The organism is Micromonospora sp. 050-3 (assembly GCF_046549335.1).
Taxonomy (GTDB): Bacteria; Actinomycetota; Actinomycetes; order Mycobacteriales; family Micromonosporaceae; genus Micromonospora; species Micromonospora trifolii.
Genome location: NZ_JAJPVX010000002.1, coordinates 1,775,440 through 1,801,930 on the forward strand (window position 1 = coordinate 1,775,440; position 26,491 = coordinate 1,801,930).

Here is a 26,491-nt window from a genome sequence, read left to right on the forward strand (position 1 = left end):
GTCGGAGATCGACATACAGGCGGACAGTGAGGCCCCAGACATTGGTCATCGCTGGCCGACGATACGCCGATTCCCGCTCATCGGAAGGACCGGACGGCGTGAGGCTCCTTACAGAGGGCCAGCGCGGTGGCGGTGCCCAGGCCCCACAGCACCGAGAGAGCGAGGATCAGCCGTTCCAGCACCCCCACCACCGGGCCCCGACCGATCACGAGCATCGCCAGCCCCACAGTGGCACAGAGCGGCAGGGCCAGCGCGGCGACCACGCCGGCCAGCCGACGCACCGTCCGTCCGGCTGGCCCGGAGACGGCCAGCGTGATCATGGCGAAGACCAGCGCCGCGGTCGCCGCGATGCTCGCGCCGCCGTGCACCAGGTCCGCCGTCGTGGCGCGCTCGAACGGCGGCAACGGGCAGCCGTCGGAGCAGGTCACCGCCCCGGACACGGCGGTGAACACGGCGCTGGTGGCGAGCAGCGCCGGGGCCGCCGCCCACACCCCGGGGGGCAGCGCCGCGCCGATCAGCAGCAACGCGCCGGCAAGGGCCAGGACCCCGATCCGGTACGTCGCGGCGTGGGCGCTGCCGGCGATGCCCGCCTCGCTGACGTACCCGGTGAGCCCTGGACCGGGACCGGCGACCACGGCGAGCGTCACCGCCACCGCACCGGCCAGGGTGCAGCCGGCCGCGGCGGACCCGGCGACCCGGCGGGCGACGTCGCCGCGGGCCCTCGGCACGGTCGGGGCGGCGGGCCGACCCGGCTCAGCCACGCCCGTGCGGCATGCTCCAGCCGGACTCGTCCGGCCCGAGTGGCACGATGCCGCTGGGATTGATCTCCCGGTGCGTGCCGTAGTAGTGCCGCTTGATGTGGTCGAAGTCCACCGTCTCGCCGAAGCCCGGCGTCTGGAACAGGTCCCGGGCGTACGCCCAGAGCACCGGCATCTCGGTCAGCTTGTCGCGGTTGCACTTGAAGTGCCCGTGGTACGCGGCGTCGAAGCGGACCAGCGTGGTGAACAGCCGCACGTCCGCCTCGGTGATCGCGTCACCCATCAGGTAGCGCTGCCCGGCCAGCCGCTCGGACAGCGCGTCCAGCCGGGCGAAGAGCGCCCGGAACGCCTCCTCGTACGCCTGCTGGGAGGTGGCGAACCCGCACCGGTAGACGCCGTTGTTCACGTCGGTGTGGATCTCGGCCATCAGCGCGTCCATCTCGGGGCGCAGTGCCTCCGGGTAGAGGTCCGGCGCCCCCGCACGGTGCAGCGACCGCCACTGCGTGGAGAAGTCGAGGGTGAGCTGCGGATAGTCGTTGGTGACCACCCGGCCGGTCAGGGTGTCGACGAGCGCCGGCACTGTCACCCGGCCGGTGTAGTCCGGGTCGGTGGCCAGGTACGCCTCGGAGAGGAAGCTCACGCCGAGGACCGGGTCGAAGCCGTCCGGGTCGAGGGCGAACGCCCAGCCCCGCTCGTCCCGGATCGGGTCGACGGTGCCCAGCGAGATCGCGTCGTCCAGCCCGAGCAGGCCACGCACGATCCGAGCCCGGTGCGCCCACGGGCAGGCGCGGCACCAGATCAGTCGGTAACGGCCGGCCTCCAGCGGCCAGCGGCCCTGCTCGTCCGGGCCGCCGCCGGGTGGGGAGGTCGAGTCGGCGGAGACCCGACCGGTGAACCGGTTCGGCTGGCGGACGAACGCGCCGCCGCCGCTGGTCTCTGCGCTGAACTGGGCCCGGGCCATGCCGTCAACCTATCCGCTGCCGGCGCGGATATCCTGGCGGCCGGCAGCCCTCGTGACCCGGTGGGCGTGCCCCACCCCCCGCCGTCTGCACTCCCTAAGGACTCGCGATGACCGTGGCATACCTGGTGGCCGGTGTCCGCACCCCGATCGGCCGGTACGCGGGCGCGCTGGCCGGCGTCCGCCCCGACGACCTGGCCGCGCACGTGATCCGTGAACTGGTCGCCCGCCACCCGTCGGTGGACTGGTCCCGGGTCGACGACGTCGTGCTCGGCTGCGCCAACCAGGCCGGCGAGGACAACCGCAACGTGGCCCGGATGGCGGCGCTGCTGGCCGGCCTGCCCGAGGAGGTGCCGGGCAGCACTGTCAACAGGCTCTGCGGCTCGGGCCTGGACGCGCTCGCCACCGCCGCCCGATCCATCGTCGCGGGGGACGCGGAGCTGGTCATCGCCGGCGGGGTGGAGAGCATGAGCCGGGCGCCGTTCGTCATGCCGAAGGCGACGTCGGCGTACTCCCGCTCGGCCGAGGTGTACGACACCACACTGGGCTGGCGGTTGGTGAACCCGTTGATGCGTGACGGGTGGGGGGTCGACTCGATGCCGGAGACGGCGGAGAACGTGGCCGCCGAGTACGGCGTCAGCCGGGCCGAGCAGGACGCCTTCGCGTACCGGTCGCAGCAGCGCGCGGCCGAGGCGCAGGCCGACGGCCGGTTCGCCGAGGAGATCGTGGCGGTGTCCGTGCCGGCCGGTCGTCGGGAGACCCGGCTGGTCGAGGTCGACGAGCACCCCCGGGAGACCTCGCTTGCGAAGCTGGCCGCGCTGCCCACCCCGTTCCGCGACGGTGGCACTGTGACCGCCGGCAACTCCTCGGGCGTCAACGACGGCGCGGTGGCGCTGCTGGTGGCCAGCGAGGCGGCGGTTGCCCGGTACGGCCTGACCCCGCTGGCCCGGATCGTCGGCGCGACGGCGGCCGGTGTGCCGCCCCGGATCATGGGGATCGGTCCGGTGCCGGCCACTCGCAAGCTGCTCGACCGCCTCGGCGTCGAGATGGGCGCGGTGGACGTGGTGGAGCTGAACGAGGCATTCGCCGCGCAGTCCGTGGCGGTGCTGCGCGAGCTGGGGCTGCCCGTGGACGCCGACCATGTCAACCCGAATGGTGGGGCCATCGCGCTGGGGCACCCGCTCGGCGCCAGCGGCGCGCGGCTGGCGCTGACCGCCGCCCTGGAGCTGCGCCGCCGCGGCGGCCGTCGGGCTCTGGCCACCATGTGCATCGGCGTTGGTCAAGGCATCTCGCTGTTGCTGGAGTCAGCCGCCTAGAGTGGTCCACACCACACGACCCGCGGGTCGACCGGTGCCCACGCGTGCCCGCTGCGCGACCCGACGCCGGTGCCGTCCCGCGACGCGGCGATGAACTGGGGAGCATGCTGATGCCGGACGGACTGCCGACCGAGATCGATCTGACCAGGCCGAGCGCGGCCCGGGTGTACGACTACTTTCTGGGTGGGGCGCACAACTTCGAGATCGACAGGCAGTTGGCCGAGCAGATCGCCAGCATGACCCCGAATCTCGCCGCCACCATGCGCTCCGGCCGGGAGTTCCTGCGCAGGGCCGTCCGGGTGCTGCTCGACGCCGGCATCGACCAGTTCCTCGACATCGGCTCCGGAATTCCCACCGTGGGCAACGTGCACGAGGTGGCGCAGGGGGTGAACCCCAAGGCCCGCGTGGTGTACGTCGACATCGACCCGGTGGCGGTCGCACACAGCCGGGAGTTGCTGGCCGGCAACGAGCTGACCGGGGTCATCCACGCCGACCTGCGTGAGCCGGAGCGGATCCTCGCCGAGACCCGACAGCTCGGGCTGATCGACTTCGGTCGACCGATGGGCATCCTGCTGGCCGGGGTGGTGCACTTCATCCCGGACACCGACCGGCCCGAGGCGATCCTGGCCACCCTGCGGGCCGCCGCCGCGCCGGGCAGCTTCCTGGTCGTCTCACACTCCACCTTCGAGGACCAGCCGCAGGAGATGCTGGACGCCCAGCGCCTCTCCGCCCGCACCGCCACCGAAATCACCCTGCGCTCCCGCGCACAGGTCACCGGCTTCTTCGGCGACTGGACCGTCCTGGAACCGGGCGTTGTGCACATGCCGCTCTGGCGCCCGGACTCACCGTCCGACGTGGACGAGCACCCGGAGCGGTTCGGCGCCTTCGGGGGCGTCGCCCGGTACGACCAGCCCGCCGGCTGATCTCGTGGCCGCCGTCCCGGACCCGACCGGGGTCGACGCCGGCCGGGACCCCGCCGGGGTCAACTCCGGCCGGGACCCCGCCGGGGTCGACGCCGGTCGGGCGGACGCCCAGGGGTACGCCGCCGACTGGGCCCGCGCGGTGCGCCGGCTCGGTTTCGTGCCGCTCAGCGTGGCCGAGACCGAGCGGCTGCTGCTGGCGCACACGCGCCGGCTGGCCCAGGCGGTACGGACCGAGCCGTTCAGCGCTCACCCGGCCGAGGAGGTCGGGCGGGCCCTGGTGGAGGCGCAGATCACCGAGCCGCAGGCCCTGGAGTGGACGCTGCATGCGCTCGGCGCGACCTTCGGGCGTCAGGTACTGGGCGACGGTGACTGGCCGGCCGACCTCGCCGACCGGGTCGCGGCGGTGCAGGGCGGGCTGGCCGCCGGGTTCGCCCGTGCGCTGCGCGACCGCACCTTCAGCCAGCAGGAGCGGATCGCCCGGTCGGCCTGGCAGGCGCGCGACGAGGTCGAGCAGGCGCTGCGTGCGAGCGAGGCACGGTTCCGGGCGGTGTTCACCGGCGCCGCGGTCGGGATCGGGATCGCCGGCGTGGACGGTCGGATCATCGACGTCAACCAGGCGTTCGCCGACATGCTCGGCTACTCGATCGAGGAGTTGCGCGAGATCAACGTGGCGGCGCTGTTCCACGCCGACGACGCGGCCGGGATGTGGGACCTCTACCAGGAGATGATCGAGGGCAAGCACGACGCGGCCCGGGTGGAGAAGCGCTACCACCGCAAGGACGGCACAGTGGTCTGGACGGATCTGGCCGTCTCGCTGATCCGACACGAGGGCCGGCCGCGATTCACCGTCGCGATGATCGAGGACATCACCGAGCGGTACGAACTCCAGCAGCGGCTGCGCTTCCAGGCGCTGCACGACCCGCTGACCGGGCTGCCCAACCGGACGCTGTTCTTCGAGACGTTGGGACGGGTGCTCGACACCGCGGGCGTCGGGCAGCAGGTCGGGGTGTGCTTCCTCGACCTGGACGGCTTCAAGGCGATCAACGACAGTCTCGGCCACGACCTCGGTGACCGGCTGCTCGTGATGATCGGCCGACGCCTGGCCGCGTGCGTCGCCGACCACGGCCACCTGGTCGCCCGGATGGGGGGCGACGAGTTCGTGATCCTCGTCGACGGAGGGGACGACACCGACGACCCGGTCGCCGTCGCGGAGGCCGCACTGGCCGCCGTCGCGGCCCCGGTCCACGTCGGTGAGCACCAGTTGGCCGTTTCGGCCAGTGTGGGCATCGTGCAATGCCCGGCCTCGGAGACCAGCGCGTCCGAGCTGATGAAGGCCGCGGACACCACGCTCTACTGGGCCAAGGCGGCGGGCCGGGGCCGGTGGGCGGTCTACGACCCGGAGCGCGGCGCGCGGGACATCGCCCGCTCGGCGCTGGTCGCCGGGCTGCCCGCCGCACTGGACCGGGGCGAGTTCGTGCTGCACTACCAACCGATCGTGTCGCTGCTGGAGGGCACCATGCTCGCCGTGGAGGCACTGGTGCGTTGGGAGCATCCGGAGCTGGGCCTGATCGGGCCGGACCGGTTCATCGGCCTGGCCGAGGAGACCGGTCTGATCGTCCGGCTCGGCGAGTGGGTGCTGCGGCGGGCCTGCGAAGACGCCGAACGGTGGTGGCGGGAGTTCCCCGACGCCAGGCTGGTCGTCAGCGTCAACCTGGCCGCCCGGCAGGCCGACGAACCGGCCATCGTGGACACCGTCGCCGACGCGTTGCAGACCAGCGGGCTGCCCGCCGAGCTGCTCCAACTGGAGCTGACCGAGAGCGCCGTGATGGGCAGCGCCGGTGAACCCCTGCGCAGCCTGCACCGGCTCGCCGCGCTCGGCGTCCGGCTGGCCGTGGACGACTTCGGCACCGGGTACTCCAACCTGGCGTACCTGCGCCGGTTGCCGATCCACTGCCTGAAGCTCGCGGGTCCGTTCGTCGAGGGCATCCGCGCGGACGGGACCGACGTGGCGGCCGACCACCGCGACGAACGGATCGTCGACGCGTTGGTCCGGTTGGCGCATGCCCTGGAGTTGTGGGTCACGGCCGAGGCGGTGGAGACCGGCGTGCAGGCGGAACGGCTACGGGCGCTGCGCTGCGACACCGGGCAGGGCCGGTACTTCGGTGCACCGGCCCCGGCCGACGTGATCACGGCCCGGCTGCGCGGCGGGGTGCTGGCGTGAGCGAGCGCAGCGAGCGAACCAGCAGGCACAGCAGCGTGGCGCGAAGCGACAGCAAGGAGCGAGTGGAGTGCTGGCGTGAGTGAGGGATTGTTTCGATCCGGAGGGTGGCGACGGAGGGTGGCGGCGTGGACCTGACGGACTCGCAGACGGCGGTGACAGTGGTGGCCGGCCTGGCCATCCTGGCCGGGTTGGCCGGCGTGGTGGTGCCCGGTCTGCCGGCGCTGCCGCTGTGCTGGGGCGGCGTGCTGCTCTGGGCGGTCTTCGGCGGCGCCGGCCTGGGTGGCTGGGCGGTGTTCGCCGCCGCCACGCTGGTCGCCGGGGGTGGCGCCGTGATCAAGTACGCGTGGCCGGGCCGGAACCTGAAGCGCACCGGTGTGCCGACGTCCACGCTGCTCGCCGGCGGGGTGCTCGGCATCATCGGCTTTTTCGTGGTGCCGGTCGTCGGCCTGGTGCTCGGCTTCGTCGCCGGGGTGTGGGCGGCCGAACGGCTTCGGCTGGGCAGCAACCAGCTCGCGTGGCCCTCCACGGTGCAGGCCCTGAAGGCCGCCGGCCTGTCGATGCTGGTGGAGTTCCTGGCCGGCCTCGTGGTCGCGGCCCTTTGGGTAGCCGGCCTCCTTTTGACCTGACCCCCCACCCACCGCCCCGACCCTGCCCCGCCCCCGGCCCTGCCCCGCGATCTTGCACTTACTGCGCCGGCATATGGGACATCCCGCCGATATCGACGACCGAAACTGCAAGATCGGCGGGGCGGAGGGCGGGTGCGCAGGGGGCGCGGGGGTGGGGTGGGGCGCGGGGCACTTTTTTGGGTACGGCGGAGTGGCCGTACGTGAGAGAGAGGCGTGCCCCGCGCCACCGGGTCGGGCGGTCCGAGCGCCCGGGTTGGGCCCTTGTCGGGCCTGGTCACCGGTCCAGGATGCCGGCCGGGGCGGCCGGTCGGCAACGCAATTAGCCCGACGGTGGTGAGATTCCCACCTACTACGTATTGACCGCCTTGATCGGCCGGGTCGACACTTTGCCCACTCGCACGCGGAACCACCTCAGGGAGGTGTGCAGTGGCTACGACGCCCGTGCCGACCGCCGAGCAACCTTTGGACGACGACGCCCGGCGGCTCGCCGAACTCGGCTACAAACAGGAGTTGCGCCGCAAGTGGAGTGGCTTTTCCAACTTCGCCATCTCCTTCTCGATCATCTCGATCCTGGCCGGCTGTTTCACCACCTTCGGTCAGGCGTGGAACAACGGCGGGCCGGTCGCCATCTCCTGGGGCTGGCCGCTGATCTCGCTGTTCATCCTGATCATCGGCTTCTGCATGGCGGAGCTGGTGTCGGCGTACCCGACAGCTGGTGGGATCTACTGGTGGGCGGCCACCATGGGCCGCCCGGTGCACGGCTGGTTCACCGGCTGGCTGAACCTGATCGGTCTGGTGGCGGTCACCGCCTCGGTCGACTACGGCTGTGCGACGTTCCTCAACCTCACCCTGTCGGCGCTCTTCGACGGCTGGGCCGGGACGCTGCGTCAGGCGTTCATCCTCTTCGTGATCATCCTGGTGCTGCACGGGATGATCAACATCTTCGGGCACCGGATCATCGACGTACTCCAGAACGTCTCGGTCTGGTGGCACGTGGCCGGCGCGGCCGTCGTGGTGGCCATCCTGGTCTTCGTGCCCGACAACCACCAGAGCTTCCAGTTCGTGTTCACCGAGCGGTTCAACAACTCCGGCTTCGGCGACGGGGACATCGGCGGGCTGACGTTCTGGTTCTACGTGCTGCCGCTGGGTTTCCTGCTGACCCAGTACACGATCACCGGCTTCGACGCCTGCGCGCACGTCTCCGAGGAAACCCGGGGCGCCTCACAGGCAGCGGCCCGCGGACTCTGGCAGTCGATCTTCTATTCGGCGGTCGGCGGCTGGATCCTGCTGCTGGCGTTCCTCTTCGCGGCCACCGACGTCGAGGCGGTCAACGCCGCGGGCGGCTTCTCCGGGGCCATCTTCGAGTCCGCGCTGACCCCGGTCTTCTTCAAGATCGTCATCATCATCTCGACCATCGGTCAGTTCTTCTGCGGCATGAGCTGCGTTACCTCGATGAGCCGGATGGCGTACGCGTTCAGCCGGGACCGTGCCGTACCCGGATGGCGGCTGTGGTCGAAGGTCGACCGCAACGGCACACCGGTCAACGCGATCATCGGCGCCACACTGGCCGGCCTGGTGCTGACCCTGCCGGCGCTGTACGAGAGCTCCGCCGGTATCCCGATCGCCTTCTATGCGGTCGTCTCCGTCGCGGTGCTCGGGCTCTACCTGTCGTTCCTCATCCCGATCGCGCTCCGGCTGCGGATGGGCGACCGGTTCGTCCCCGGGCCGTGGACGCTGGGCCGCAAGTACAAGCTGCTCGGCTGGATCGCGGTGATCGAGATCGCGATCATCGCCGTCTACTTCGTGCTGCCGATCGTGCCCGCCGGGGTGCCCGGCAACGACGGGTTCACCTGGTCGGCGGTGAACTACGCGCCGCTCGCCGTCGGCGGGGTGCTACTGGTGGTCGCCGTCTGGTGGTACGCCTCGGCCCGCAAGTGGTTCACCGGCCCGGTTCGTACCGTCGAGGAACCCGCTGACGAACGACGGTCGGCGGCGGTCGACGGGTCGGAATGACCGGTGTCCAGCGGTGGGTCAGGGCTGCGCCGCGTCAACGGCGTGGGATCCGGCACGGCCGGCGGGCGGCGGCTGCCGCTCGCCGGTCGTGAACCGCAGGATGCGGTCGTCCGCCGGCGCCGGCGTGCCATTGGCGTCGCGGTTGCTGGTGGCCACCCAGAGCGAGCCGTCCGGTGCTGCGACGACGGTACGAAGGCGGCCGTAGGCGCCCACGAGCTCGGCGACCGGGGTGCCAACCTGTCCGGAGGCCCTCACCGGCACGGTCCAGAGCCGTGTGCCTCGCAGAGCGGCGACGAACAGGGTGCCGTTGGTGAAGGCGGCACCACTCGGCGACGCCTGCGCCGGCGGCCAGACGACCACCGGGGCGCGGAACCGGGGGTCGTTGCTCGGGCCCTCCACGATCGGCCAGCCGTAGTTGCCGCCCCGGACGATGACGTTGACCTCGTCCCAGGTGGCTTGACCGAACTCGGTGGCGAACAGACGACCGCGCGGGTCCCAGGCCAACCCCTGCACGTTGCGGTGCCCGTAGCTGTAGACCGGCGAGCCGGGGAACGGGTTGTTCGCCGGGATGCCGCCGTTCGGCCGGACCCGCAGGACCTTGCCGTTGCGGCTGGCCAGGTTCTGCGCGTTGGAGGCGACACCGGCGTCGCCGATGCCTGCATACAGGAGCCCGTCCGGGCCGAAGGCGATCCGCCCACCGTTGTGTACCGACGCCCGCGTGAGCCCGCTGAGGATCACCTGCTGGGTCTGCGGCGTGCTGAGCCGGAACCGCGTGATCCGGATGTCGGAGGCGGTGGTGAAGCAGACGTACACCCACCTGTCCAGCCAGTAGCGGGGGGAGACGGCCAGGCCGAGCAGCCCCGCCTCGCCGCCGGCGACCACCCCGGGGATCCGGGCGACCTGCACGGGAGGCTGCCCTGGTCGTATCCGCACCACGGTGCCCAGGTCGCGCTGCGCCACGAGGGCGCTGCCGTCAGGAAGGAAGTCGAGCCCCCAGGGGACGTCGAGACCCGTTGCGACGACCTCCGGGTCGGTGAAGTCGAAACCGCCGGCACCCAGTGCGATGACCGGCCCAGGCGTTGGCTGCGCCTCCGCCTCGGCCTTAACCGTGCCCAGCCCGGTGACGAGGACGGCGACGGCCAGGATTGCTCGAAGACGCATGACAGCTCCTCGCGGGTTTGCCGCCGACCGGGCCGGGGGCATTGACGGTGATCCGGATTGCCAGTAGACCTTGGTGATGGAGGCCCCCTGATGAGCAGAACGCCGTTTTCGCTGGAAGAGTTGCGGGTCGCCGTCCAAGCCGGCGAGATCGATACGGTGGTGCTGGCCCTGGTCGACATGCAGGGCCGCTTGCAGGGCAAACGGTTTCACGCGCCGTTCTTCCTCGACCAGGTGGCCGAGCACGGCAGCGAGGGCTGCAACTACCTGCTCGCCGTGGACGTCGACATGAACACCGTCGACGGGTACGCGATGTCGAGCTGGGAACGCGGTTACGGCGACTTCGCGATGGTGCCGGACTTCGCCACCCTGCGCCGGATGCCCTGGCAGCCCGGCTCCGCACTGCTGCTGGCCGACCTGGCCTGGCTCGACGGCTCGGGTGATGTGGTCGCCTCGCCCCGGCAGATCCTGCGCCGGCAGCTGGACCGGCTGGCCGAGCACGGGCTGACCGCGTACGCCGGCACCGAGTTGGAGTTCGTGCTGTTCCGCGACTCGTACGAGGACGCCTGGCAGCGTGGCTACCGCGACCTCACCCCGGCGAATCAATACAACGTCGACTACTCCTTGCTCGGCACCGCCCGGGTGGAGCCGCTGCTGCGCCGCATTCGCGTCGAGATGGCCGGCGCGGGGCTCACCCCGGAGAGCGCCAAGGGCGAGTGCAACCTCGGGCAGCACGAGATCGCCTTCCGGTACGACGAGGCGGTGGCCTGCGCTGACCACCACGTGATCTACAAGAACGGCGCCAAGGAGATCGCCGCCCAGGAGGGGATGGCGATCACCTTCATGGCCAAGCCGAACGAGCGGGAGGGCAACTCCTGCCACATCCACTTCTCACTGCGGGACGAGTCCGGCTCGTCGGCGATGCTCGGCGACGGGCCGGCGCACCTGTCGCAGACCGGGCAGCGGGTGCTCGCCGGGCTGCTGGCCACCATGCGGGAGTTCAGCCTGCTCTTCGCCCCGAACATCAACTCCTACAAGCGCTACCAGCCGGGATCGTTCGCCCCGACCGCGCTGCGCTGGGGTGTCGACAACCGCACCTGCGCACTGCGGGTGGTCGGGCACGGGCAGGGCATGCGGGTGGAGAACCGGGTGCCCGGCGCCGACGTCAACCCGTACCTGGCGATCGCCGGGCTGGTCGCCGGGGCGCTGCACGGCATCGACGGCGAGCTGGAGCTGGGCGCGGAGTGCACCGGCAACGCGTACGACGACCCGGAGGCCGAGCGGGTCCCCGGCACCCTGCGCGACGCCCTGACCCTCTGGGAGAACTCCACGGTCGCCCAGCAGGCGTTCGGCCCCGAGGTGGTGGCCCACTACGCCAACCAGGCGAGAGTCGAGCTGGCCGCCTTCGACGCCGCGGTGACGGACTGGGAGCTGACCCGTGGCTTCGAACGCCTCTGACCACGTGCCGCTCCCGCCCGCGCCCTGCCCGCGCCGATCATGGACTTGTGGTGGGCGGAATGTCGGTCGAGGCAGCTTTTGTGGGGCACCACAACTCCATGATCGACTGGAATGGGCAGGGGTGGGCGTGTGACGGTTCTGGTGGACCCGGCTCGCGGGGTGAAATTTCGGGAGATTGCCGCGGCCTCGGTGGACGAGGTGGACTCCGCCATCTCGCGGGCGGCTGCCGCTTTTGAGACCTGGCGTCAGGTGGGGGCGGGGGATCGGGCGCGGTTGTTGCGGCGGTTCGCCGCCGTGGTCGACGCCCATTTGGACGAGCTGGCCCTGCTGGAGGTGCGGAACTCCGGGCACACCATCGGCAACGCCCGGTGGGAGGCGGGCAACGTCCGCGACGTCCTGGACTACTACGCCGGCGCGCCCGAGCGGTTGACCGGGCGGCAGATCCCGGTGTCCGGCGGGTTGGACGTCACCTTCCACGAGCCACTCGGTGTGGTTGGCGTGATCGTGCCGTGGAACTTCCCGATGCCGATCGCCGCCTGGGGGTTCGCTCCGGCGCTCGCCGCTGGCAACACAGTGGTGCTCAAGCCCGCCGAACTGACCCCGCTCACCGCGCTGCGCCTGGCCGAACTGGCCCGCGAGGCGGGCCTGCCCGACGGCGTCTTCACCGTCATCCCGGGCGAGGGCTCGGTGGTGGGGGAGCGGTTCGTCAGCCACCCGGCGGTCCGCAAGATCTGCTTCACCGGCTCCACCGAGATCGGCACCCGGATCATGGCCGGCTGCGCCGCCCAGGTGAAGCGACTCACCCTGGAGTTGGGCGGCAAGAGCGCGAACATCGTGTTCGCCGACGCCGACCTGGAACGCGCGGCCGCTACCGCGCCGGGCGCGGTCTTCGACAACGCCGGCCAGGACTGCTGCGCACGGTCGCGGATCCTGGTCCAGCGTTCGGTGTACGACCGGTTCCTGGAACTGCTCGAACCGGCGGTACGAGCGGTGCGCGTCGAGGACCCGTCCCGCGACACCGCCGAGATGGGCCCGCTGATCTCCGCCGCCCACAGGGACCGGGTAGCCGGTCACCTCGCTGGGGCGACCGTCGCCTTTACCGGCTCCTGCCCCGACGGCCCCGGGTTCTGGCACGCGCCCACCGTGCTGCTGGCCGACTCGCCGGCCGACCGGCACTGGCGGGAGGAGATCTTCGGCCCGGTGGTCTCGGTACTGCCGTTCGACGACGAGGCGGACGCGGTCCGGCTCGCCAACGACACCGAGTACGGCCTGTCCGGCTCGATCTGGACCCGGGACGTGGGTCGGGCCCTGCGCCTGGCCCGCGCCGTCGACTCCGGCAACCTCAGCGTCAACTCGCACTCCTCGGTGCGCTACTGGACCCCGTTCGGCGGGATGAAGCGCTCCGGGCTCGGCCGTGAGCTGGGCCCGGACGCGCTGCACTCCTTCACGGACGTCAAGAACGTGTTCATCGCGACAGAGGAGTGACGCCAGTGCAGGGTCGGTTGCAGGACCGGGTGGCAGTGGTCACCGGAGCGGGCAGTGGCATCGGGTTGGCCACCGTGCGGCGGTTCGCCGCCGAGGGGGCCCGGGTGGTCTGCGTGGACATCGACGCGGCGGCCGGTACGAAGGCCGCCGAGGAGTGCGGCGGCGAGTTCGTGGCCACCGACGTGGCCGACGAGTCGGCGGTACGCGACCTGTTCGACGGGGTGGCCGACCGGCACGGCCGGGTGGACATCGCGTTCAACAACGCCGGCATCTCACCGCCGGACGACGACTCCATCCTGGACACCGGCCTGGACGCGTGGGAGCGGGTGTTGCGGGTCAACACCACGAGCGTCTACCTGTGCTGCAAGTACGCCATCCCGCACATGCGTCGACAGGGCAAGGGCTCGATCATCAACACGGCCTCGTTCGTGGCGTTGATGGGTGCGGCGACGTCGCAGATCGCGTACACCGCGAGCAAGGGCGGGGTGCTGGCGATGACCCGGGAGTTGGGTGTGCAGTTCGCCCGCGAGGGCATCCGGGTCAACGCCCTCTGCCCCGGCCCGGTGGCCACCCCGTTGCTGCTGGAACTCTTCGCCGCCGACCCGGAGCGGGCCGCCCGTCGGCTGGTGCACGTGCCGATGGGTCGCTTCGGGCAACCGGAGGAGATCGCCGCCGCTGTGGCGTTCCTGGCCAGCGACGATGCCTCGTTCATGACCGCCGCGCAGTTCGTGGTCGACGGCGGGATCACGGGCGCCTACGTCACGCCGCTGTGAGCGCGAGGAGTGAGCCGGTTTTGCGAGCCCCGCAGTCGCGAACCGCGCCAGCCCTGAGGAGAAGGCCGCTGATCGGGATCAGCGCGTACCTCGAACCCGCCGACTGGGCGGCCTGGCGGGGTGTGCGGGCGGTGCTGGTACCGGAGGCGTACTCGCGGGCGGTGGCGGATGCGGGTGGCCGGGCGGTGGTGTTGCCGCCGGACGACGTGGACGCGGACGTGGTGGCCGTCCTCGACGGGCTGCTGTTGGCCGGTGGCGCGGACGTCGGCCCGGGGCGGTACGGCCAGCCGCCCGACCCGCGTACCGAGGACCGGCCGGACCGGGACGCCGGCGAGCTGACACTGTTGGCCGCCGCGCTCGCCGCCGAACTGCCGGTGCTGGGTGTGTGTCGGGGGATGCAGTTGCTCGCTGTCGCGTACGGCGGCGCCCTGCACCAGCACCTGCCCGACGTGGTGGGTCACGAGGCGCACCGCCCGGCGCCGGGCGTGTACGGGGCGCACGCGGTGCGGTTCGCGCCGGGGAGCCTGGCCGCCTCGGTGCTGGCCGGGGTCGACCAGGTCAACTCGTACCACCACCAGGCGGTCGCCGATCCGGGCCGGCTCACGGTGACCGGTTGGGCGGGGGACGGCGTGGTCGAGGCGGTTGAGGACCCGGCCCTGCCGTTCGTGCTCGGGGTGCAGTGGCATCCGGAGAACGAGTCGGATCCCCGCCCGATCACGGCGTTGGTGCGGGCCGCCGGCCGGCGGGTGTGACTGAGATCGCCCCCGCCGGTCGATGGCACCGGTGGGAGGATCGGCGCATGGGCAAGGTTTATCCGGAGATCGACGGTCGACTGCGTGACTTCATCGTGGCCCAGCCGCTCTTCTTCGTGGCGACCGCCCCGTCCGGCGTCGAGGGGCACGTCAACGTGTCACCGAAGGGCATGCGGGGCACATTCGTGATCCTCGGACCGCACCGGGTGGCCTACCTCGACTACCACGGCAGTGGGGCGGAGACCATCGCCCACCTGCGGGACAACGGCCGGATCACGTTGATGTTCTGTGCCTTCGACGGCCCGCCGAAGATCGTCCGGTTGCATGGTCGGGGCAGCAGCGTCGCGGTGACCGAGGACGCCTTCGCCGATCGGCTCGCCGAGTTTCCCGCACCACCGGACGTGCACGCCGTCCGGGCGGTCATCACTGTCGACGTGGAGCGGGTCAGTGACTCCTGCGGATACGCGGTGCCTCTGATGGACTTCCGGGCCGAACGCGATCTGTTACTCACCTCACACTCCCGCCGTAGTGCCGATGATCTGGTCGCCTACCGGGCCACCAAGAACGCGGCAAGCATCGACGGACTGCCGGTCTTCTGACTCGTCAGAGCGTTCCCGCCACCACCGTTCGAAGCCGCCGTCCACCCGCACTGTCCGGTGCCAGACGGCTCCGGCGTACGTAAGCAGCGTCCATCGCGCGTGATGCGTTACGTTGCTCGTTCGCTGGGGTACAAGTCGGAGCACGGCGGGTGAAGATCAACGGTCGAGGGGTACGGCCGGAGTGGGAGGCTGCATGAGCTCGGCCCAGGGGGGCGCGGACATCGGGCATCCCGCCCTGTCCGGCCGCGAGACCCCACCGATGCTGGCGGCCGCGTTCGCGGCCGGCGGCGAGATGGGCGAGCGGCTGGCCTCCTTCGACTGGTCCTCCGGCCCGCTGGGTGAGCCCGGTCAGTGGCCCCCGGCGCTCTCCAGCGCGGTTGGGATGATGCTCGCCTCCAGCGCGCCGATCGTCATGTTCTGGGGCGACGAGCAGTTGGCCTTCTACAACGACGCCTACCGGCCGACCATCGGTGGCAAACACCCGGACGTGATCGGCCAGCCGGCCCGCTCGAACTGGGCGGAGACCTGGGCGGTGCTCGGCCCGCTGCTCGACGACGTCCGGAGCGCCGGCCGTTCCTACCGGGGTGAGGACCATCCCTTCCTGCTGGACCGTTACGGCTTTGTCGAGCAGACCTACTTCAACGTCTCGTACGACCCGATCCGCGGTGACGACGGCTCGGTCAGTGGCGTTTACTGCATCGTCAGCGAGACCACCGGGCGGGTGCTCGGCGAGCGTCGGCTGCGGGCGTTGTCCGAGTTGGGCGCCGAGCTGAGCGACATCGGCAGCGCCACGGAACTGGGCCGGGCCGCCGCCGGGGTGCTCGGCCGGCACCGGGCGGACGTGCCGTTCGCCCTGATCTATCTGGCCGACGACAACGACCAGCTCACCCTGGCCGGTTGCACCGGCACCACCCCGCCCGCCGTCGATGTCACAGCGCAGTTGTCGGCCCGGCTGACCGCCGACGGCGCGCCCGCCACGATCGAGGTGGCCACTCTGCTCGACGTGTTGCCTGTCGACGCCGCCGACCAGGCGCTCGTGCTGCCGCTCACGGCGACCAGCCAGACGGTCGGCGCGCTGGTCGTCGGCGTGGCCCGTCAGCTGCCGCTCAGCGACGACTACCGCGACTTCCTCGGACTGGTCGCCGCCCAGATCTCCCGGGCGGTCGGCACCCAGCGGGCGTACGAGCAGGAACGGGCCCGCGCCGCCGAGTTGGCCGCGCTGGACCGGGCGAAGACCAACTTCTTCGCCAACGTCAGCCACGAGTTCCGCACCCCGCTGACCCTGGTGCTCGGCCCACTGGAGGACATGCTGGCCGACCCGGAGCTGCCCGCCACCGAGACCGACCGGCTCACCATGATGCACCGCAACGCGCTGCGCCTGCTCAAGCTGGTCAACACCGTGCTGGACTTCTCCCGACTGGAGTCTGGTCGGCTCGCCGCCCGCTACCAGCCCACCGACCTCGCCGGTTACACCGCCCGGCTGGCCAGCACCTTCCGCTCGGCCACCGACCGGGCCGGATTACGACTGGTGGTGGACTGTCCGCCGCTGCCGACGCCGGTCTTCGTCGACCGGGACATGTGGGAGAAGATCGTCCTCAACCTGGTGTCGAACGCTGTCAAATTCACCTTCGACGGCGAGATCCGGGTGCGGATCCGGCCCGTCGGGGGCGCGGCCCGGCTGGAGGTGACGGACACCGGCATCGGCATCGTCCCGGACGAGCTGCCGCACGTCTTCGAACGATTCCACCGGGTCCCCGGGGCGCGGGCCCGCACCCACGAAGGCACCGGCATCGGCCTCGCGCTGGTCCGGGAACTGGTCGAGATGCACGGCGGTGAGGTCGGGTTGACCAGCCAGGTCGACGTGGGCAGCACCTTCACGGTGACCGTGCCGTTCGGCTCGGCGCACCTGCCGGCGGACCGGGTGGCGGCGTTCGACCCGCTGCCCGTGGGTGAGCCCGAGCAGGCCCGGCTCTTCGTGGCGGAAACCGCGCTGTGGGCCGGTGTCGCGGCGACACCCGAACTCGACCGTCAGCCGGCGAAGGGCACCTCGGCCGGCCGGATCCTGGTCGTCGACGACAACGCCGACCTGCAGGAGCACGTCAGTCGGCTGCTCTCCCCGACCTGGGACGTGGTCACAGCGAACGACGGGCTCGATGCCCTGTCGCTGGCCCGCGAGGGCGGGTTCGACCTGGTGCTCACCGACGTGATGATGCCCCGGCTGGACGGGTTCGGGCTGGTGAGCGCGCTGCGCTCGGACTCGCGTACCCGGCATGTGCCGATCGTGCTGCTCTCCGCCCGCGCCGGCTCCGCGGAGGCCGTCGCCGGTCTCGGCGTCGGCGCCGACGACTACCTCACCAAGCCGTTCTCCGCGCAGGAGCTGGTCGCCCGGGTGCGGGCCAACGTCGAGCTGGGCCAGCTGCGGGGGCAGATCATCCGCCGGCTCCGGGCGCTGGCCGACGCGGCGGTGGCGGTGAACACCGCCCGATCCACCGCCGACGTGCTCCAGGTCGCCGCCCGGCACGCGTTGAGCCTCGCCGAGGCGGCTCGGGTGGTGGTCACCGCGGCCGAGGCCCGCTTCGAGGCGGACGCCGGCGGCACCACCGCCGCCGACCCGTCCTTTGTGGCCGAGCTGACCGGCACCACCGGCAAGCAGCTCGGTGAGTTGCAGGTCTGGCGGGCGGCCGGCGACGAGGCGCAGGCCGACGACGCCGCGCTGACCCAGCTGGCCAGGCTCGTCGGGGTGCGACTGGAGAACGCCCAGCTCTACGAGGCCGAACACCGCATCGCCACCACCCTTCAGCACAGCCTGCTGCCCCGGTCACTGCCCCAACTGCCCGGCGCGGTGGTGGCCAGCCGTTACCTGCCCGGCAGCGCCGACGTCGAGGTGGGCGGCGACTGGTACGACGCGATCGCGCTGGACAGTGACGAGCTGGTGCTGGTCATCGGCGACGTGGTCGGCAAGGGCGTCCGGGCCGCCGCGGCGATGGGGCAACTGCGCAACGCGCTGCGGGCGTACGTGCTGGAGGGCTTCGATCCGGGTGAGTCGCTGACCCGGCTCAACCGGCTGGTCGGCTCCACCGAGGGCCACTCCTTCGCGACAGTGGTCTGCCTGCTGTTCAACCCCCGCACCGGTCGGCTGCGGTACGCGAGCGCCGGTCACCCGCCCCCACTGTTGATCACCGGAGGTGACGTGGCGTTCCTGCACGACCGGGCGCTCGGTCCACCGGTCGGCGCCCTCCCCGCAGCGACGTACGAGTCGGTCGAGGGCGAGTTGCCGGCCGGCACTCGACTGCTGCTCTACACCGACGGGCTGATCGAGGACCGTCAGCTGGGCATCGATGCCGCACTGGCCCAGCTCCGCGTTGACGCGGCCACCCCGAGCGAGCACGTGGTGGACCTGATCGACGCGGTCGTCGAGCGGGTCACCGGACGGCCACGCCGCGACGACGTGGCGGTCCTCGCCCTGGAGGCGGCGGAGCTGAACCGCTTCGCGCTACGGCTACCGGCGGACCCGACCCGGCTCAGCGTGCTGCGGAAGCGGCTGGAGGACTTCCTGGTCGCGCACTCCGTCGGCGAGACCGACCTGTTCGACCTGACCGTCGCCGTCTCCGAGGCCGCCGCCAACGCCATCGAGCACCCGGTCCACCCGGCCGAGGCCATGATCAGTGTGGAGGTGGCCATCGAGGATCGGACGGTGACGGCCACTGTGCGCGACAGCGGGCAGTGGCGGGAGTCGACCGGCTCCGGCTTCCGGGGCCGGGGCCTGGACCTGATCAGAGCGCTGGGCGAACTGTCGGTACTGCGTACCGCTCAGGGCACCGAGGTGACGCTGCGCCGGCAGTTGCAGGACTGACCGCGCGCGGCGGGCGCCGGCCCTAGGCCGGGTCGAGCCAGCCCTGCTCGCCGAGGCCGGAGATTTCCAGCACCCGACGGACCTGCCGGGACGGACGAACGGTGAGCCGCCCCGGAAACTGCTGGGCGAGTCGGACCAGGGCGTGGATGGCGGCCGAGTCGAAGAAGGTGACAGCACTCAGGTCGAGAGTGATCTTCCCGGCGGGCTCACGCAGCGCCGTCTGGAGCATCGTGTCCGCGGTCGCCATGTCGACCTCGCCGGCCACCACGACGTGGAGGTGGTCACCGTCGATCTCGGCGCTGGCGGAGAAGACGGGCGGTGCTCCCCCTTGATCCACGCTGACACCATGGCACAGCCACCCTGGCAGGGCAACAACCTCCACCGGGCGGCCGTGGCGCGGGTCACCAGCGGCCCCGGCGATAGGCTTGCGGCATGACCGTCCGTCCGCCGCTGACACCAGGCACGCTCTCCCCGATGCGACCGGTGCCATCTCAGATCGCCCGACCGGAGTACGTGGGCAAGGCGCGCCCGCAGGAGTGGCGTGGCTCGCACGTGCAGACGCCGGAAACCATCGAGAAGATGCGGCTCGCCAGCCGGCTCGCCGCCCAGGCGACCCAGCTCGCCGGCGAGCACTGCAAGCCCGGCGTGACCACCGACGAGATCGACAAGGTGGTGCACGAGTTCCTCTGCGACCACGGCGCGTACCCGTCGACGCTGGGCTACAAGGGCTTCCCGAAGTCCTGCTGCACCAGCCTCAACGAGGTCATCTGCCACGGCATCCCGGACACCACGGTCCTCCATGACGGCGACATCATCAACGTCGACGTGACCGCGTACATCGGTGGAGTGCACGGTGACACCGACGCCACGTTCTGCGTCGGCGAGGTCAGCGAAGAGGCCCGGCTGCTGGTCGAGCGGACCCACGAGGCGATGATGCGCGGCATCCGCGCCGTCGCCCCGGGTCGCCAGATCAACGTGGTGGGCCGCGTCATCGAGTCGTACGCCAAGCGGTTCGGTTACGGCGTGGTCCGCGACTTCACCGGCCACGGCATCGGCGAGACCTTCCACAGCGGCCTCTACGTGCCGCACTACGACAGCCCGCGCCCCACCGACATCATGGAGCCGGGCATGACGTTCACCATCGAGCCGATGATCACCCTCGGCACCTACCAGTACGACATGTGGGACGACGGGTGGACCGTGGTCACCAAGGACCGGAAGTGGACGGCGCAGTTCGAGCACACCATCGTGGTGACCGACGACGGCCACGAGATCCTGACCCTGCCGTGACCGACACCCCAGCGGCGCTGCGCGAGGCGCACCACGCGGACGTCTCCGGCGGCTGGCTTCGCCCGGCCGTCTTCGGCGCGATGGACGGCCTCGTCACCAACATCGCCCTGATCGCCGGCGTCGGCGGTGGCGGAGTGTCGCCGCGCAGCATCGTGCTCACCGGCAGCGCCGGCCTCGTCGCCGGTGCGATCTCCATGGGGCTCGGCGAGTACACCAGCGTGCGCTCCGCCAACGAGCAGGTCGCCGCCGAGGTGGCCAAGGAGCGACGGGAATTGGAACGGCACCCCGAGGCGGAGGCCCGGGAGTTGGCCGACGCGTGGGTGGCCCGGGGTCTGCCCCGGGACCTTGCCACCCAGGTCGCCGAGGCGGTGCGGCGCGACCCGGAGGAGGCGCTGCGGGTGCACGTCCGCGAGGAGCTGGGCGTCGACCCCGACGACCAGCCCAGCCCGTGGGCCGCGGCGATCTCGTCGTTCCTGTTCTTCTCGGTCGGCGCGCTGGTCCCGCTTCTGCCGTACCTGCTCGGCGCCACCGAGTTGTGGCTGGCGCTCGCCGTCGGCGGGCTCGGGCTGTTCGCCGCCGGTGCCGTGGTGGCCAGCTTCACCAACCGTCCTTGGTGGACCAGTGGGCTGCGCCAGCTGCTGCTGGGCGCCGCAGCGGCCGGCGCCACCTACCTGATCGGCTCGCTGATCGGCGTACCGGGCGGGCTGTGACGCGCCTCAGGTGCTGAGCAGCTCGTCGATCGTGCCGTCGACCGCGCGACCACGGGCGGCCAACTCCTCGGCCTGCCGGGCCAGCACCACACCCACCTCGGTCATGTCCGCCCCGGCCAACCCGGTGCGCCGCACCGCGTCCCCCGGGTCACGGAAGTAGGTGCGACTCAGCAGACCGGTCACCGTGGCCGCCGCCAGCCGGGCCTCACCGAGCATCAGCAGAGCCTGATCGGTCTCGTACCACTCGGCGAGCCGGGCCGCCCGGGAGTGCGCCGCGCTGCCCCGGTACCACGCCTGCCGGGCCGCCGTGCTGAACTCCGCCGGCCGGGCCCGGGCCAGCCGGCCGAGATGCTCGTCGCGCAGCGTCCGCAACCAACCCGTCGGATCGTGCAACGCCTGCGTGGTGACGTACCGGTCGGCGGTCAGCGGCCAGAGCGGGGAGAGCACCCGGGCCTGGGCCAGGTAGTCCTCGGCGGCGGCCACTGTCAGGTCGACGAGCACCCCGTCCACCCGCCGGGTCGCCGGCGGCGGGCCCGTCCCGGGCCGATAGGTGACCACCAGCATTCCCGCCTCGCGGTCCCCGCCGCCGTCGTCGTCACCGTGCGCCAGAGGCCCGTGCACCGCGATCGCTAGCGCATCGGCCGGGAACCGCCGTCGGACCGCCCCGGCGACCTGCTCCGCGACCGTCCACCGTCGATCGTCGACGCCCCGGTCGACGCCGGCCTGCTCACTCACCGGACCAGCTCTGTTCGCGGCTGCGGGGCTCGCAACCCCGGCTCACTCCTCGCGCTCACGGGACCGCCTTTGCTCGCGGCTGCGGGGCTCGCAACCCCGGCTCACTCCTCGCGCTCACGGGACCACCTCGCCTTGACTACCGAGCGTCAGCCTAGCCAGCCGGCGGCGGAGCTTCGGGCGCGCCGCGCCCGGTCGGGGCCAGCCGGAAGATGTGGATCTCCCGGCCGCCGGCCCGCTGCACGTACGTGCGGTACGCGGGCCACTCGGTGACCAGCAACTGCCACAACCGCTCCCGTTCGGCGCCGGACGCCCGCTCGGCCCGCACCGCGACCCGCCGCCCCTTCACGTCCACCTCGGCGGCGGGATCGGCGAGCAGGTTCATCGCCCAACCGGGGTGCTGGGTCTGCCCCCAGTTGGAGCCGATCACCACGAACGCGTCGCCGTCGGGCACGAAGACCAGCGGATTGCTGCGGGGCTTACCGGAACGGCGGCCGGTCGTGGTGATCACCAGGGACGGGATCAGGCCCAGCGCGACCACCCGGCCCCGGGTGAGGCGACCGACCACCCGATCGGCGGGGACCAGCAGACGCGCCGCCTTGCCGAACCAACGATGATGACCGAGCCGACGGGTGACTCTTCCCAGCACTGACACGCCGATCAGTCTGCCGGCTGCCCGGCCCCGGCGGCACCCCCGCCCGGTCCCCCTTTCGGCCGCCCGGCGGATCGGTCAGTCCAGTCGCCGTTCGATCGGCAGCCGGGCCCGAGTGAACAGGCCCGCCCCGAGCATCGCCACCACCGGCACCAGCACCAGAACCCCGAGCGCGGGCCACGGCACCAAAAAGGGGTACGGGTCTGATGCCGGCCAGTCACTGGCGTACTGCCGGTTCACCGAGACCAGCACGATCGCGGCGGTGCCGAGGCCGGCCACGATGCCCAGCACCGAGCCGAGACCGGCGATGACACCGGCCTGGCAGATCGCCAGCAGCCGGCGTACCGCTGGGGCCGCGCCGACGGCCGCGAGGGTGGTCAGCTCGGCGCGTCCCTCGGCGGCGGCGAGCGCGGTGGCGATCCCGGCCGCCCCCACGGTGATCAGCCCGGCCGCCGCCGCGAGCAGCAGGAGCAACGGCGAGACGTCGCGGGGGGCACCGCCGTTCTCCACGCTCAGCGCGAGCGTCCCGAATGGCCGCAGGACGGCGGCGAACCGTGCCTGTTGCTCCTCGTCGGGCGGGGTCGTGGTGCCGATCACCCAGCCGGTCTGAGACCAGCTCACGCCGAGTTGCCGGGCGGCGGCGGCGGACAGCAGCAGACGGGACTGGCCGGTCGCCCGCGGCAGCGCGTACCCCGGAAGGTCGTGGGCGGTGACCGGCGCGTCCGGCCCGGCCTCCACCTCGGTGACCCGGACGGTCACCAGGCCGTCGTGCAGGTAGCGCGGGTCGGTCACCACCACGCCACCGGCGCGCAGCACGGCCGCGGCGGCGGCGGTCGTCGCCGGGTCTACGCCGGTGAGCAGGGGGAGTGCGGTCCCGTCGTCGACTCCGGGTTCCACGTAGCCGCCGAAGTAGTCCGCCTCGCGGTTCTGGCAGCGGGGGTCGGCGCGGGCCTGCTCGCGCTGCGCCGCAGGGAGTTGAACGCCGGGCTGCCAGGGGCAGGCCCGGTTCAGGGGAAGCACTGGTGCGATGTCGCAGTAGCCGGTGCGCCCCGCCCCGCAGCTCGGTGTCTGCACCGGGGCGACCGCGCCGACCCCGAGGTGATTCCGGGCCGCGTCGGTGATCTGGGCCAGCGTGGGCTGCCCGGCCGATCCGACCGGGCTGACCATGACGTGGCCGGTCGGCAGCGCCGGCCGGTAGGCGCGCGCGTCGCGGGCGCCGTCACTGGCCAGGTATCCGCCGAGGGCGACGCTGCTGGCGACGGCGGCCATCACGGCGCAGATGGCCGGTGCCGCGGCGGCCCGGTTGCGGCTGGCATCGCGCAGCGCGATCCGTGGGGCCAGCGGCAACACCCGGCCGAGGCGGGCGAGCATCCCGAGGAGCGTGGGCGTGCAGCAGACCAGGCCCAACTCGCCGAGGATCAGCCCGGTGAGTACCACCGCGGGGGAAATCCGGGTGGCTCCGAACGCCGCCAGCCCCGCACCGCCGACCACCAGCGCCAGCCCGAGAGCCAACCACCGGCCCGGGGATTTCGCTGGGGTGCGTCGTCCGGCGAGCCCGGCGCTGACGTCCTGCCGGGCGGCGGTCCAGGCCGGCGCCAGCGCGGCGAGCACCCCGGCCAGCACCGCGACGCCCCCGAGCAGGACCAGCGCGGCCGGCCAGCAGCGGTAGCCGCCGAAACGGGCGCTGAAGACGTACTGCTCCATCAGCGGGCGACCGGCGAACGCCGCGCCGACGCCGACCAGCAGGCCGGCGGCGGCCCCCAGCACACCCAGCACCACACCGTCGGCCAGCACGACCCGGCGAAGCTGGGCGGCGTCCCCGCCCGCCACCGCGACCAGCGCCAGATCGCGTCGGCGGCGACGGACGCCGACGGCGAAGGCCGGCCCGACCAGCAGGACGACCTCCAACAGCCCGAGGCCGGCGATCAGGACGCCGGTGCTCAGGTCGTTCGGGTTGTCCCCCATGATCGACCCCAGCCACGTCCGGTCCGCTCCGGTCGCCGCGCCGATCCGGTGTCGCGCGGTGACCACCACCCCACTGTCGTTGAGCCGGGACACCAGCGCCGCGTCGACGGTGCCCGGCACGTCCGCCAGCCAGACTCCGTCCGGCTCCGGACCGGTCGATGGCACGGCCCCCGGGTGCAGCGCCACCACCGGTCCGAGGTCGTCGGGAAACTCGACCACCCCCACCACTGTGTACGCCCTGCTGCCGTCGGCGGCGGCCACGGCGTGGCCGAGGCGCAGGTCCAGGCGACGCAGCGCCCTCGGACTGACAGCGACCTCACCGGGCTGCTGCGGCGCCCGGCCGGCCCGGAACCGCACCAGCCCACGGGCCAGCGGGTCGGTGAGGTCCAGCACCCGACCATCCACTACCTCGTCGCGGTGCGGGCCGCGCAGGGTCAGCGGGACGTGCGGACGCACCTCGGTGACCCGGCTGCCCGGCCCGAGCAGTGCGGTCAGCTGGGCCGCGGTGACCTTCGCGGGGAGTTCCCCATCGCGGGTGTACCAGCCCTCACCCCACTCGTCCTGCCTCACCGGGGCGTTGGCGATCCACTGCAACTGCGCGTCGGCAACGCCGAGCCGGCGGTCGACGCGTTCCTGTGGGGTCAGCTCGGCCATGTCGTAGCTCGCCGCCAGGAAGGCCAGCGCCGCCACCGGCATGGCGATCATCGCGAGCACCAGTGCGGTCCGCCGCCGGGACCGGCGTGACTCCCGCCGGGCGATCCGCAGCGCGGCCCGCCAGGAGCCGGTCAGCTCGGCGAACCGCCGCCGGCCGACCGGGGCAGGCGGCGCGACCGGCCGCGGCGTCGCGATGTCGGCCCGACCGGGGGCCCGCGTCGGACGGCGACTGGTCACCGGTCGCTGCCGGACAGCAGCTGCTCGACACTGCCCAGCGGTGCCGTCGTGTCGACCAGCACGCCGTCGCGGAGGAACACCACCCGGTCGGCCCAGCCGGCGTGCCGCGCCTCGTGGGTCACCAGCACTCCGGCGGCGCCCGCGTCGATCCGGCGGCGCAGCAGGTGCAGCACCGCCTCACCGGTCTGGGAGTCCAACGCCCCGGTGGGCTCGTCGGCGAGGACCAGCCGGCGTTCGCCCACCAGCGCGCGGGCGATCGCCACCCGCTGCTGCTGCCCGCCGGAGAGCTGGTCCGGGAAACGGTCACCCATCGCGGGTAGGCCCACCTCGGTGAGCGCGGCCATGGCCAGTGCGCGGGCCCGACGTCCGCTGGTTCCGTCGAGTTCCAACGGGAGCGCCACGTTCTCCAGTGCGCTCAGACTGCCCAGCAGGTTGAGCTGCTGGAAGATGTAGCCGATCCGACGGCGGCGCAACTGGGCCAGCCCGCGGCGGTCCAGTGCCCCCAGTGGTTGCCCCTCGACCCGGACCTCGCCGCCGGTCGGACGGTCCAACCCACCGGCGAGAGCCAGCAGGGTCGATTTGCCGGAGCCGGACGGCCCCATCACGGCGACCAACTCGCCGGGCCGGACGACCAGGCTGACGCCGCGCAGCGCGTGCACCGCCGCCGGCCCGGCGCCGTGGGTGCGGTGGACGGCGCGTAGCTCCAGCACCGCGTCGTCCGATCCGCTCACCGTCTTGCCTCCTCGCCGGCCCATCGAGCCGCGTCCCGCACGTCAGGGCCATCGGCTCGGGGAGCGGGAGGCGCCGGGCCGCTGGGTTGGTGCCGGACCAGACTGGTCTCGCAGTGGTCCAGCCAGCGCACCTCGGCCTCGGCCTGGAACACCATCGAGTCCAGTACGAGGCGCCAGGGAAGGTCCTCCGGCCGGTTGCTGCCGTACTTCAACCGGGTCAACTCCTGAAGGGCCCGCATCGTCGCGCTGCGTTGGGCCTGCACCACCGACCGCACGTCGACCCCCGGGGTGGTCAGCGCCAGCGCCAACTTGATCGCCAGCTCGTCGCGGGGTCGGTCGTTACGGCTGATCGGGGTGGCGAACCACAGCGCCAGGTCCGCCCGGCCGGCGTCAGTGATCTCGTACGGGCGCTGCCCGGCCTCGCTCTCCGGCAGCGGGCGCACCAGACCGTCCCGTTCCAGCCGGGACAGCGTGGTGTAGACCTGCCCGATGTTCAGTGGCCAGGTCGAGCCGGTCGACTCCTCGAACGCGGCGCGCAGCTGGTAGCCGTACATCTGGCCGCGTTCGAGCAGGGCGAGCAACCCGTGACGGATGGACATGGCAACGGAGTATGCATACCTGGTATGC

22 protein-coding genes are annotated in these 26,491 nt (G+C 72.2%); 13 read left to right on the forward strand and 9 right to left on the reverse strand.

Annotation, left to right across the window (positions count from 1 at the left end):
- Positions 1-77: 77 nt before the first annotated feature.
- Both ACLJOK_RS23250 and ACLJOK_RS23255 read right to left on the reverse strand, forming a co-directional pair.
- On the reverse strand, positions 78-761 hold the full coding sequence (locus ACLJOK_RS23250) for a DUF998 domain-containing protein (protein WP_410820756.1): 684 nt from the start codon (positions 759-761) through the stop codon (positions 78-80).
- Entirely contained in the window at positions 754-1,719 is a 966-nt protein-coding gene (locus ACLJOK_RS23255) for a glutathione S-transferase family protein (RefSeq protein WP_410820757.1), read from the reverse strand. Before ACLJOK_RS23255 ends, ACLJOK_RS23250 begins: the two co-directional genes overlap by 8 nt.
- A 107-nt stretch (positions 1,720-1,826) precedes the next feature.
- Here ACLJOK_RS23255 and pcaF point away from each other — a divergent pair, with 107 nt between their 5' ends.
- The 5 genes from pcaF (at position 1,827) to ACLJOK_RS23280 (ending at position 8,815) form a co-directional block, all read left to right on the forward strand.
- The gene (gene pcaF / locus ACLJOK_RS23260) at positions 1,827-3,032 is read left to right on the forward strand and encodes a 3-oxoadipyl-CoA thiolase (RefSeq protein ID WP_410820758.1); all 1,206 of its coding nucleotides are present in this window, start codon (positions 1,827-1,829) and stop codon (positions 3,030-3,032) included.
- 104 nt (positions 3,033-3,136) lie between these two features.
- A complete protein-coding gene (locus ACLJOK_RS23265) occupies positions 3,137-3,955 on the forward strand; it encodes an SAM-dependent methyltransferase (protein WP_410820759.1) in 819 nt (272 codons plus the stop codon).
- 4 nt (positions 3,956-3,959) lie between these two features.
- Positions 3,960-6,176 carry a putative bifunctional diguanylate cyclase/phosphodiesterase gene (locus ACLJOK_RS23270; RefSeq protein ID WP_410820760.1) on the forward strand — a complete coding sequence of 739 codons (2,217 nt, stop codon included), beginning with the start codon at positions 3,960-3,962 and terminating at the stop codon, positions 6,174-6,176.
- 125 nt (positions 6,177-6,301) lie between these two features.
- Positions 6,302-6,802 carry a DUF456 domain-containing protein gene (locus ACLJOK_RS23275; protein WP_238679981.1) on the forward strand — a complete coding sequence of 167 codons (501 nt, stop codon included), beginning with the start codon at positions 6,302-6,304 and terminating at the stop codon, positions 6,800-6,802.
- A gap of 426 nt (positions 6,803-7,228) precedes the next feature.
- Positions 7,229-8,815: an amino acid permease gene (locus ACLJOK_RS23280; RefSeq protein ID WP_410820761.1), complete on the forward strand. Its 1,587-nt coding sequence runs from the start codon at positions 7,229-7,231 to the stop codon at positions 8,813-8,815.
- 18 nt (positions 8,816-8,833) lie between these two features.
- Here ACLJOK_RS23280 and ACLJOK_RS23285 read toward each other — a convergent pair whose 3' ends face one another.
- Positions 8,834-9,976 carry a PQQ-dependent sugar dehydrogenase gene (locus tag ACLJOK_RS23285; protein ID WP_410820762.1) on the reverse strand — a complete coding sequence of 381 codons (1,143 nt, stop codon included), beginning with the start codon at positions 9,974-9,976 and terminating at the stop codon, positions 8,834-8,836.
- A 90-nt stretch (positions 9,977-10,066) separates the two neighbouring features.
- Here ACLJOK_RS23285 and ACLJOK_RS23290 point away from each other — a divergent pair, with 90 nt between their 5' ends.
- From ACLJOK_RS23290 to ACLJOK_RS23315, 6 genes are all read left to right on the forward strand, one after another.
- Positions 10,067-11,431, forward strand: coding sequence for a glutamine synthetase family protein (locus ACLJOK_RS23290; protein ID WP_410820763.1), 1,365 nt, complete (start codon positions 10,067-10,069; stop codon positions 11,429-11,431).
- Between the two features lie 111 nt (positions 11,432-11,542).
- Positions 11,543-12,916: an aldehyde dehydrogenase family protein gene (locus ACLJOK_RS23295; RefSeq protein ID WP_410820764.1), complete on the forward strand. Its 1,374-nt coding sequence runs from the start codon at positions 11,543-11,545 to the stop codon at positions 12,914-12,916.
- Between the two features lie 5 nt (positions 12,917-12,921).
- On the forward strand, positions 12,922-13,689 hold the full coding sequence (locus tag ACLJOK_RS23300) for a 3-oxoacyl-ACP reductase (protein ID WP_030489498.1): 768 nt from the start codon (positions 12,922-12,924) through the stop codon (positions 13,687-13,689).
- Between the two features lie 20 nt (positions 13,690-13,709).
- Complete coding sequence (locus ACLJOK_RS23305; RefSeq protein WP_410820765.1) at positions 13,710-14,441, forward strand: gamma-glutamyl-gamma-aminobutyrate hydrolase family protein; 732 nt, start codon at positions 13,710-13,712, stop codon at positions 14,439-14,441.
- Between the two features lie 47 nt (positions 14,442-14,488).
- The gene (locus tag ACLJOK_RS23310) at positions 14,489-15,040 is read left to right on the forward strand and encodes a pyridoxamine 5'-phosphate oxidase family protein (RefSeq protein WP_410820766.1); all 552 of its coding nucleotides are present in this window, start codon (positions 14,489-14,491) and stop codon (positions 15,038-15,040) included.
- Between the two features lie 193 nt (positions 15,041-15,233).
- Entirely contained in the window at positions 15,234-18,893 is a 3,660-nt protein-coding gene (locus ACLJOK_RS23315) for a SpoIIE family protein phosphatase (protein WP_410820767.1), read from the forward strand.
- A 22-nt stretch (positions 18,894-18,915) separates the two neighbouring features.
- On the opposite strand, the gene ACLJOK_RS23320 is transcribed toward ACLJOK_RS23315, so the two are convergent.
- Entirely contained in the window at positions 18,916-19,230 is a 315-nt protein-coding gene (locus ACLJOK_RS23320) for an STAS domain-containing protein (RefSeq protein WP_238671738.1), read from the reverse strand.
- Between the two features lie 95 nt (positions 19,231-19,325).
- On the opposite strand from ACLJOK_RS23320, the gene map reads away from it, so the two are divergent.
- Together map and ACLJOK_RS23330 are read left to right on the forward strand one after the other, a co-directional pair.
- Positions 19,326-20,183, forward strand: coding sequence for a type I methionyl aminopeptidase (gene map, locus ACLJOK_RS23325; protein WP_410820768.1), 858 nt, complete (start codon positions 19,326-19,328; stop codon positions 20,181-20,183).
- On the forward strand, positions 20,180-20,893 hold the full coding sequence (locus ACLJOK_RS23330; protein ID WP_410820769.1) for a VIT1/CCC1 transporter family protein: 714 nt from the start codon (positions 20,180-20,182) through the stop codon (positions 20,891-20,893). Before map ends, ACLJOK_RS23330 begins: the two co-directional genes overlap by 4 nt.
- A 6-nt stretch (positions 20,894-20,899) precedes the next feature.
- Here the strand turns inward: ACLJOK_RS23330 and ACLJOK_RS23335 are convergent, their stop codons facing one another.
- The 5 genes from ACLJOK_RS23335 to ACLJOK_RS23355 form a co-directional block, all read right to left on the reverse strand.
- Positions 20,900-21,628, reverse strand: coding sequence for a nucleotidyltransferase domain-containing protein (locus tag ACLJOK_RS23335; protein WP_410820770.1), 729 nt, complete (start codon positions 21,626-21,628; stop codon positions 20,900-20,902).
- A 151-nt stretch (positions 21,629-21,779) separates the two neighbouring features.
- On the reverse strand, positions 21,780-22,280 hold the full coding sequence (locus ACLJOK_RS23340; RefSeq protein WP_410820771.1) for a nitroreductase/quinone reductase family protein: 501 nt from the start codon (positions 22,278-22,280) through the stop codon (positions 21,780-21,782).
- Between the two features lie 75 nt (positions 22,281-22,355).
- Complete coding sequence (locus ACLJOK_RS23345) at positions 22,356-25,133, reverse strand: FtsX-like permease family protein (RefSeq protein ID WP_410820772.1); 2,778 nt, start codon at positions 25,131-25,133, stop codon at positions 22,356-22,358.
- The gene (locus ACLJOK_RS23350) at positions 25,130-25,864 is read right to left on the reverse strand and encodes an ABC transporter ATP-binding protein (RefSeq protein ID WP_410820773.1); all 735 of its coding nucleotides are present in this window, start codon (positions 25,862-25,864) and stop codon (positions 25,130-25,132) included. Before ACLJOK_RS23350 ends, ACLJOK_RS23345 begins: the two co-directional genes overlap by 4 nt.
- Positions 25,861-26,463, reverse strand: coding sequence for a PadR family transcriptional regulator (locus ACLJOK_RS23355; RefSeq protein WP_410820774.1), 603 nt, complete (start codon positions 26,461-26,463; stop codon positions 25,861-25,863). Before ACLJOK_RS23355 ends, ACLJOK_RS23350 begins: the two co-directional genes overlap by 4 nt.
- Positions 26,464-26,491 lie beyond the last annotated feature (28 nt).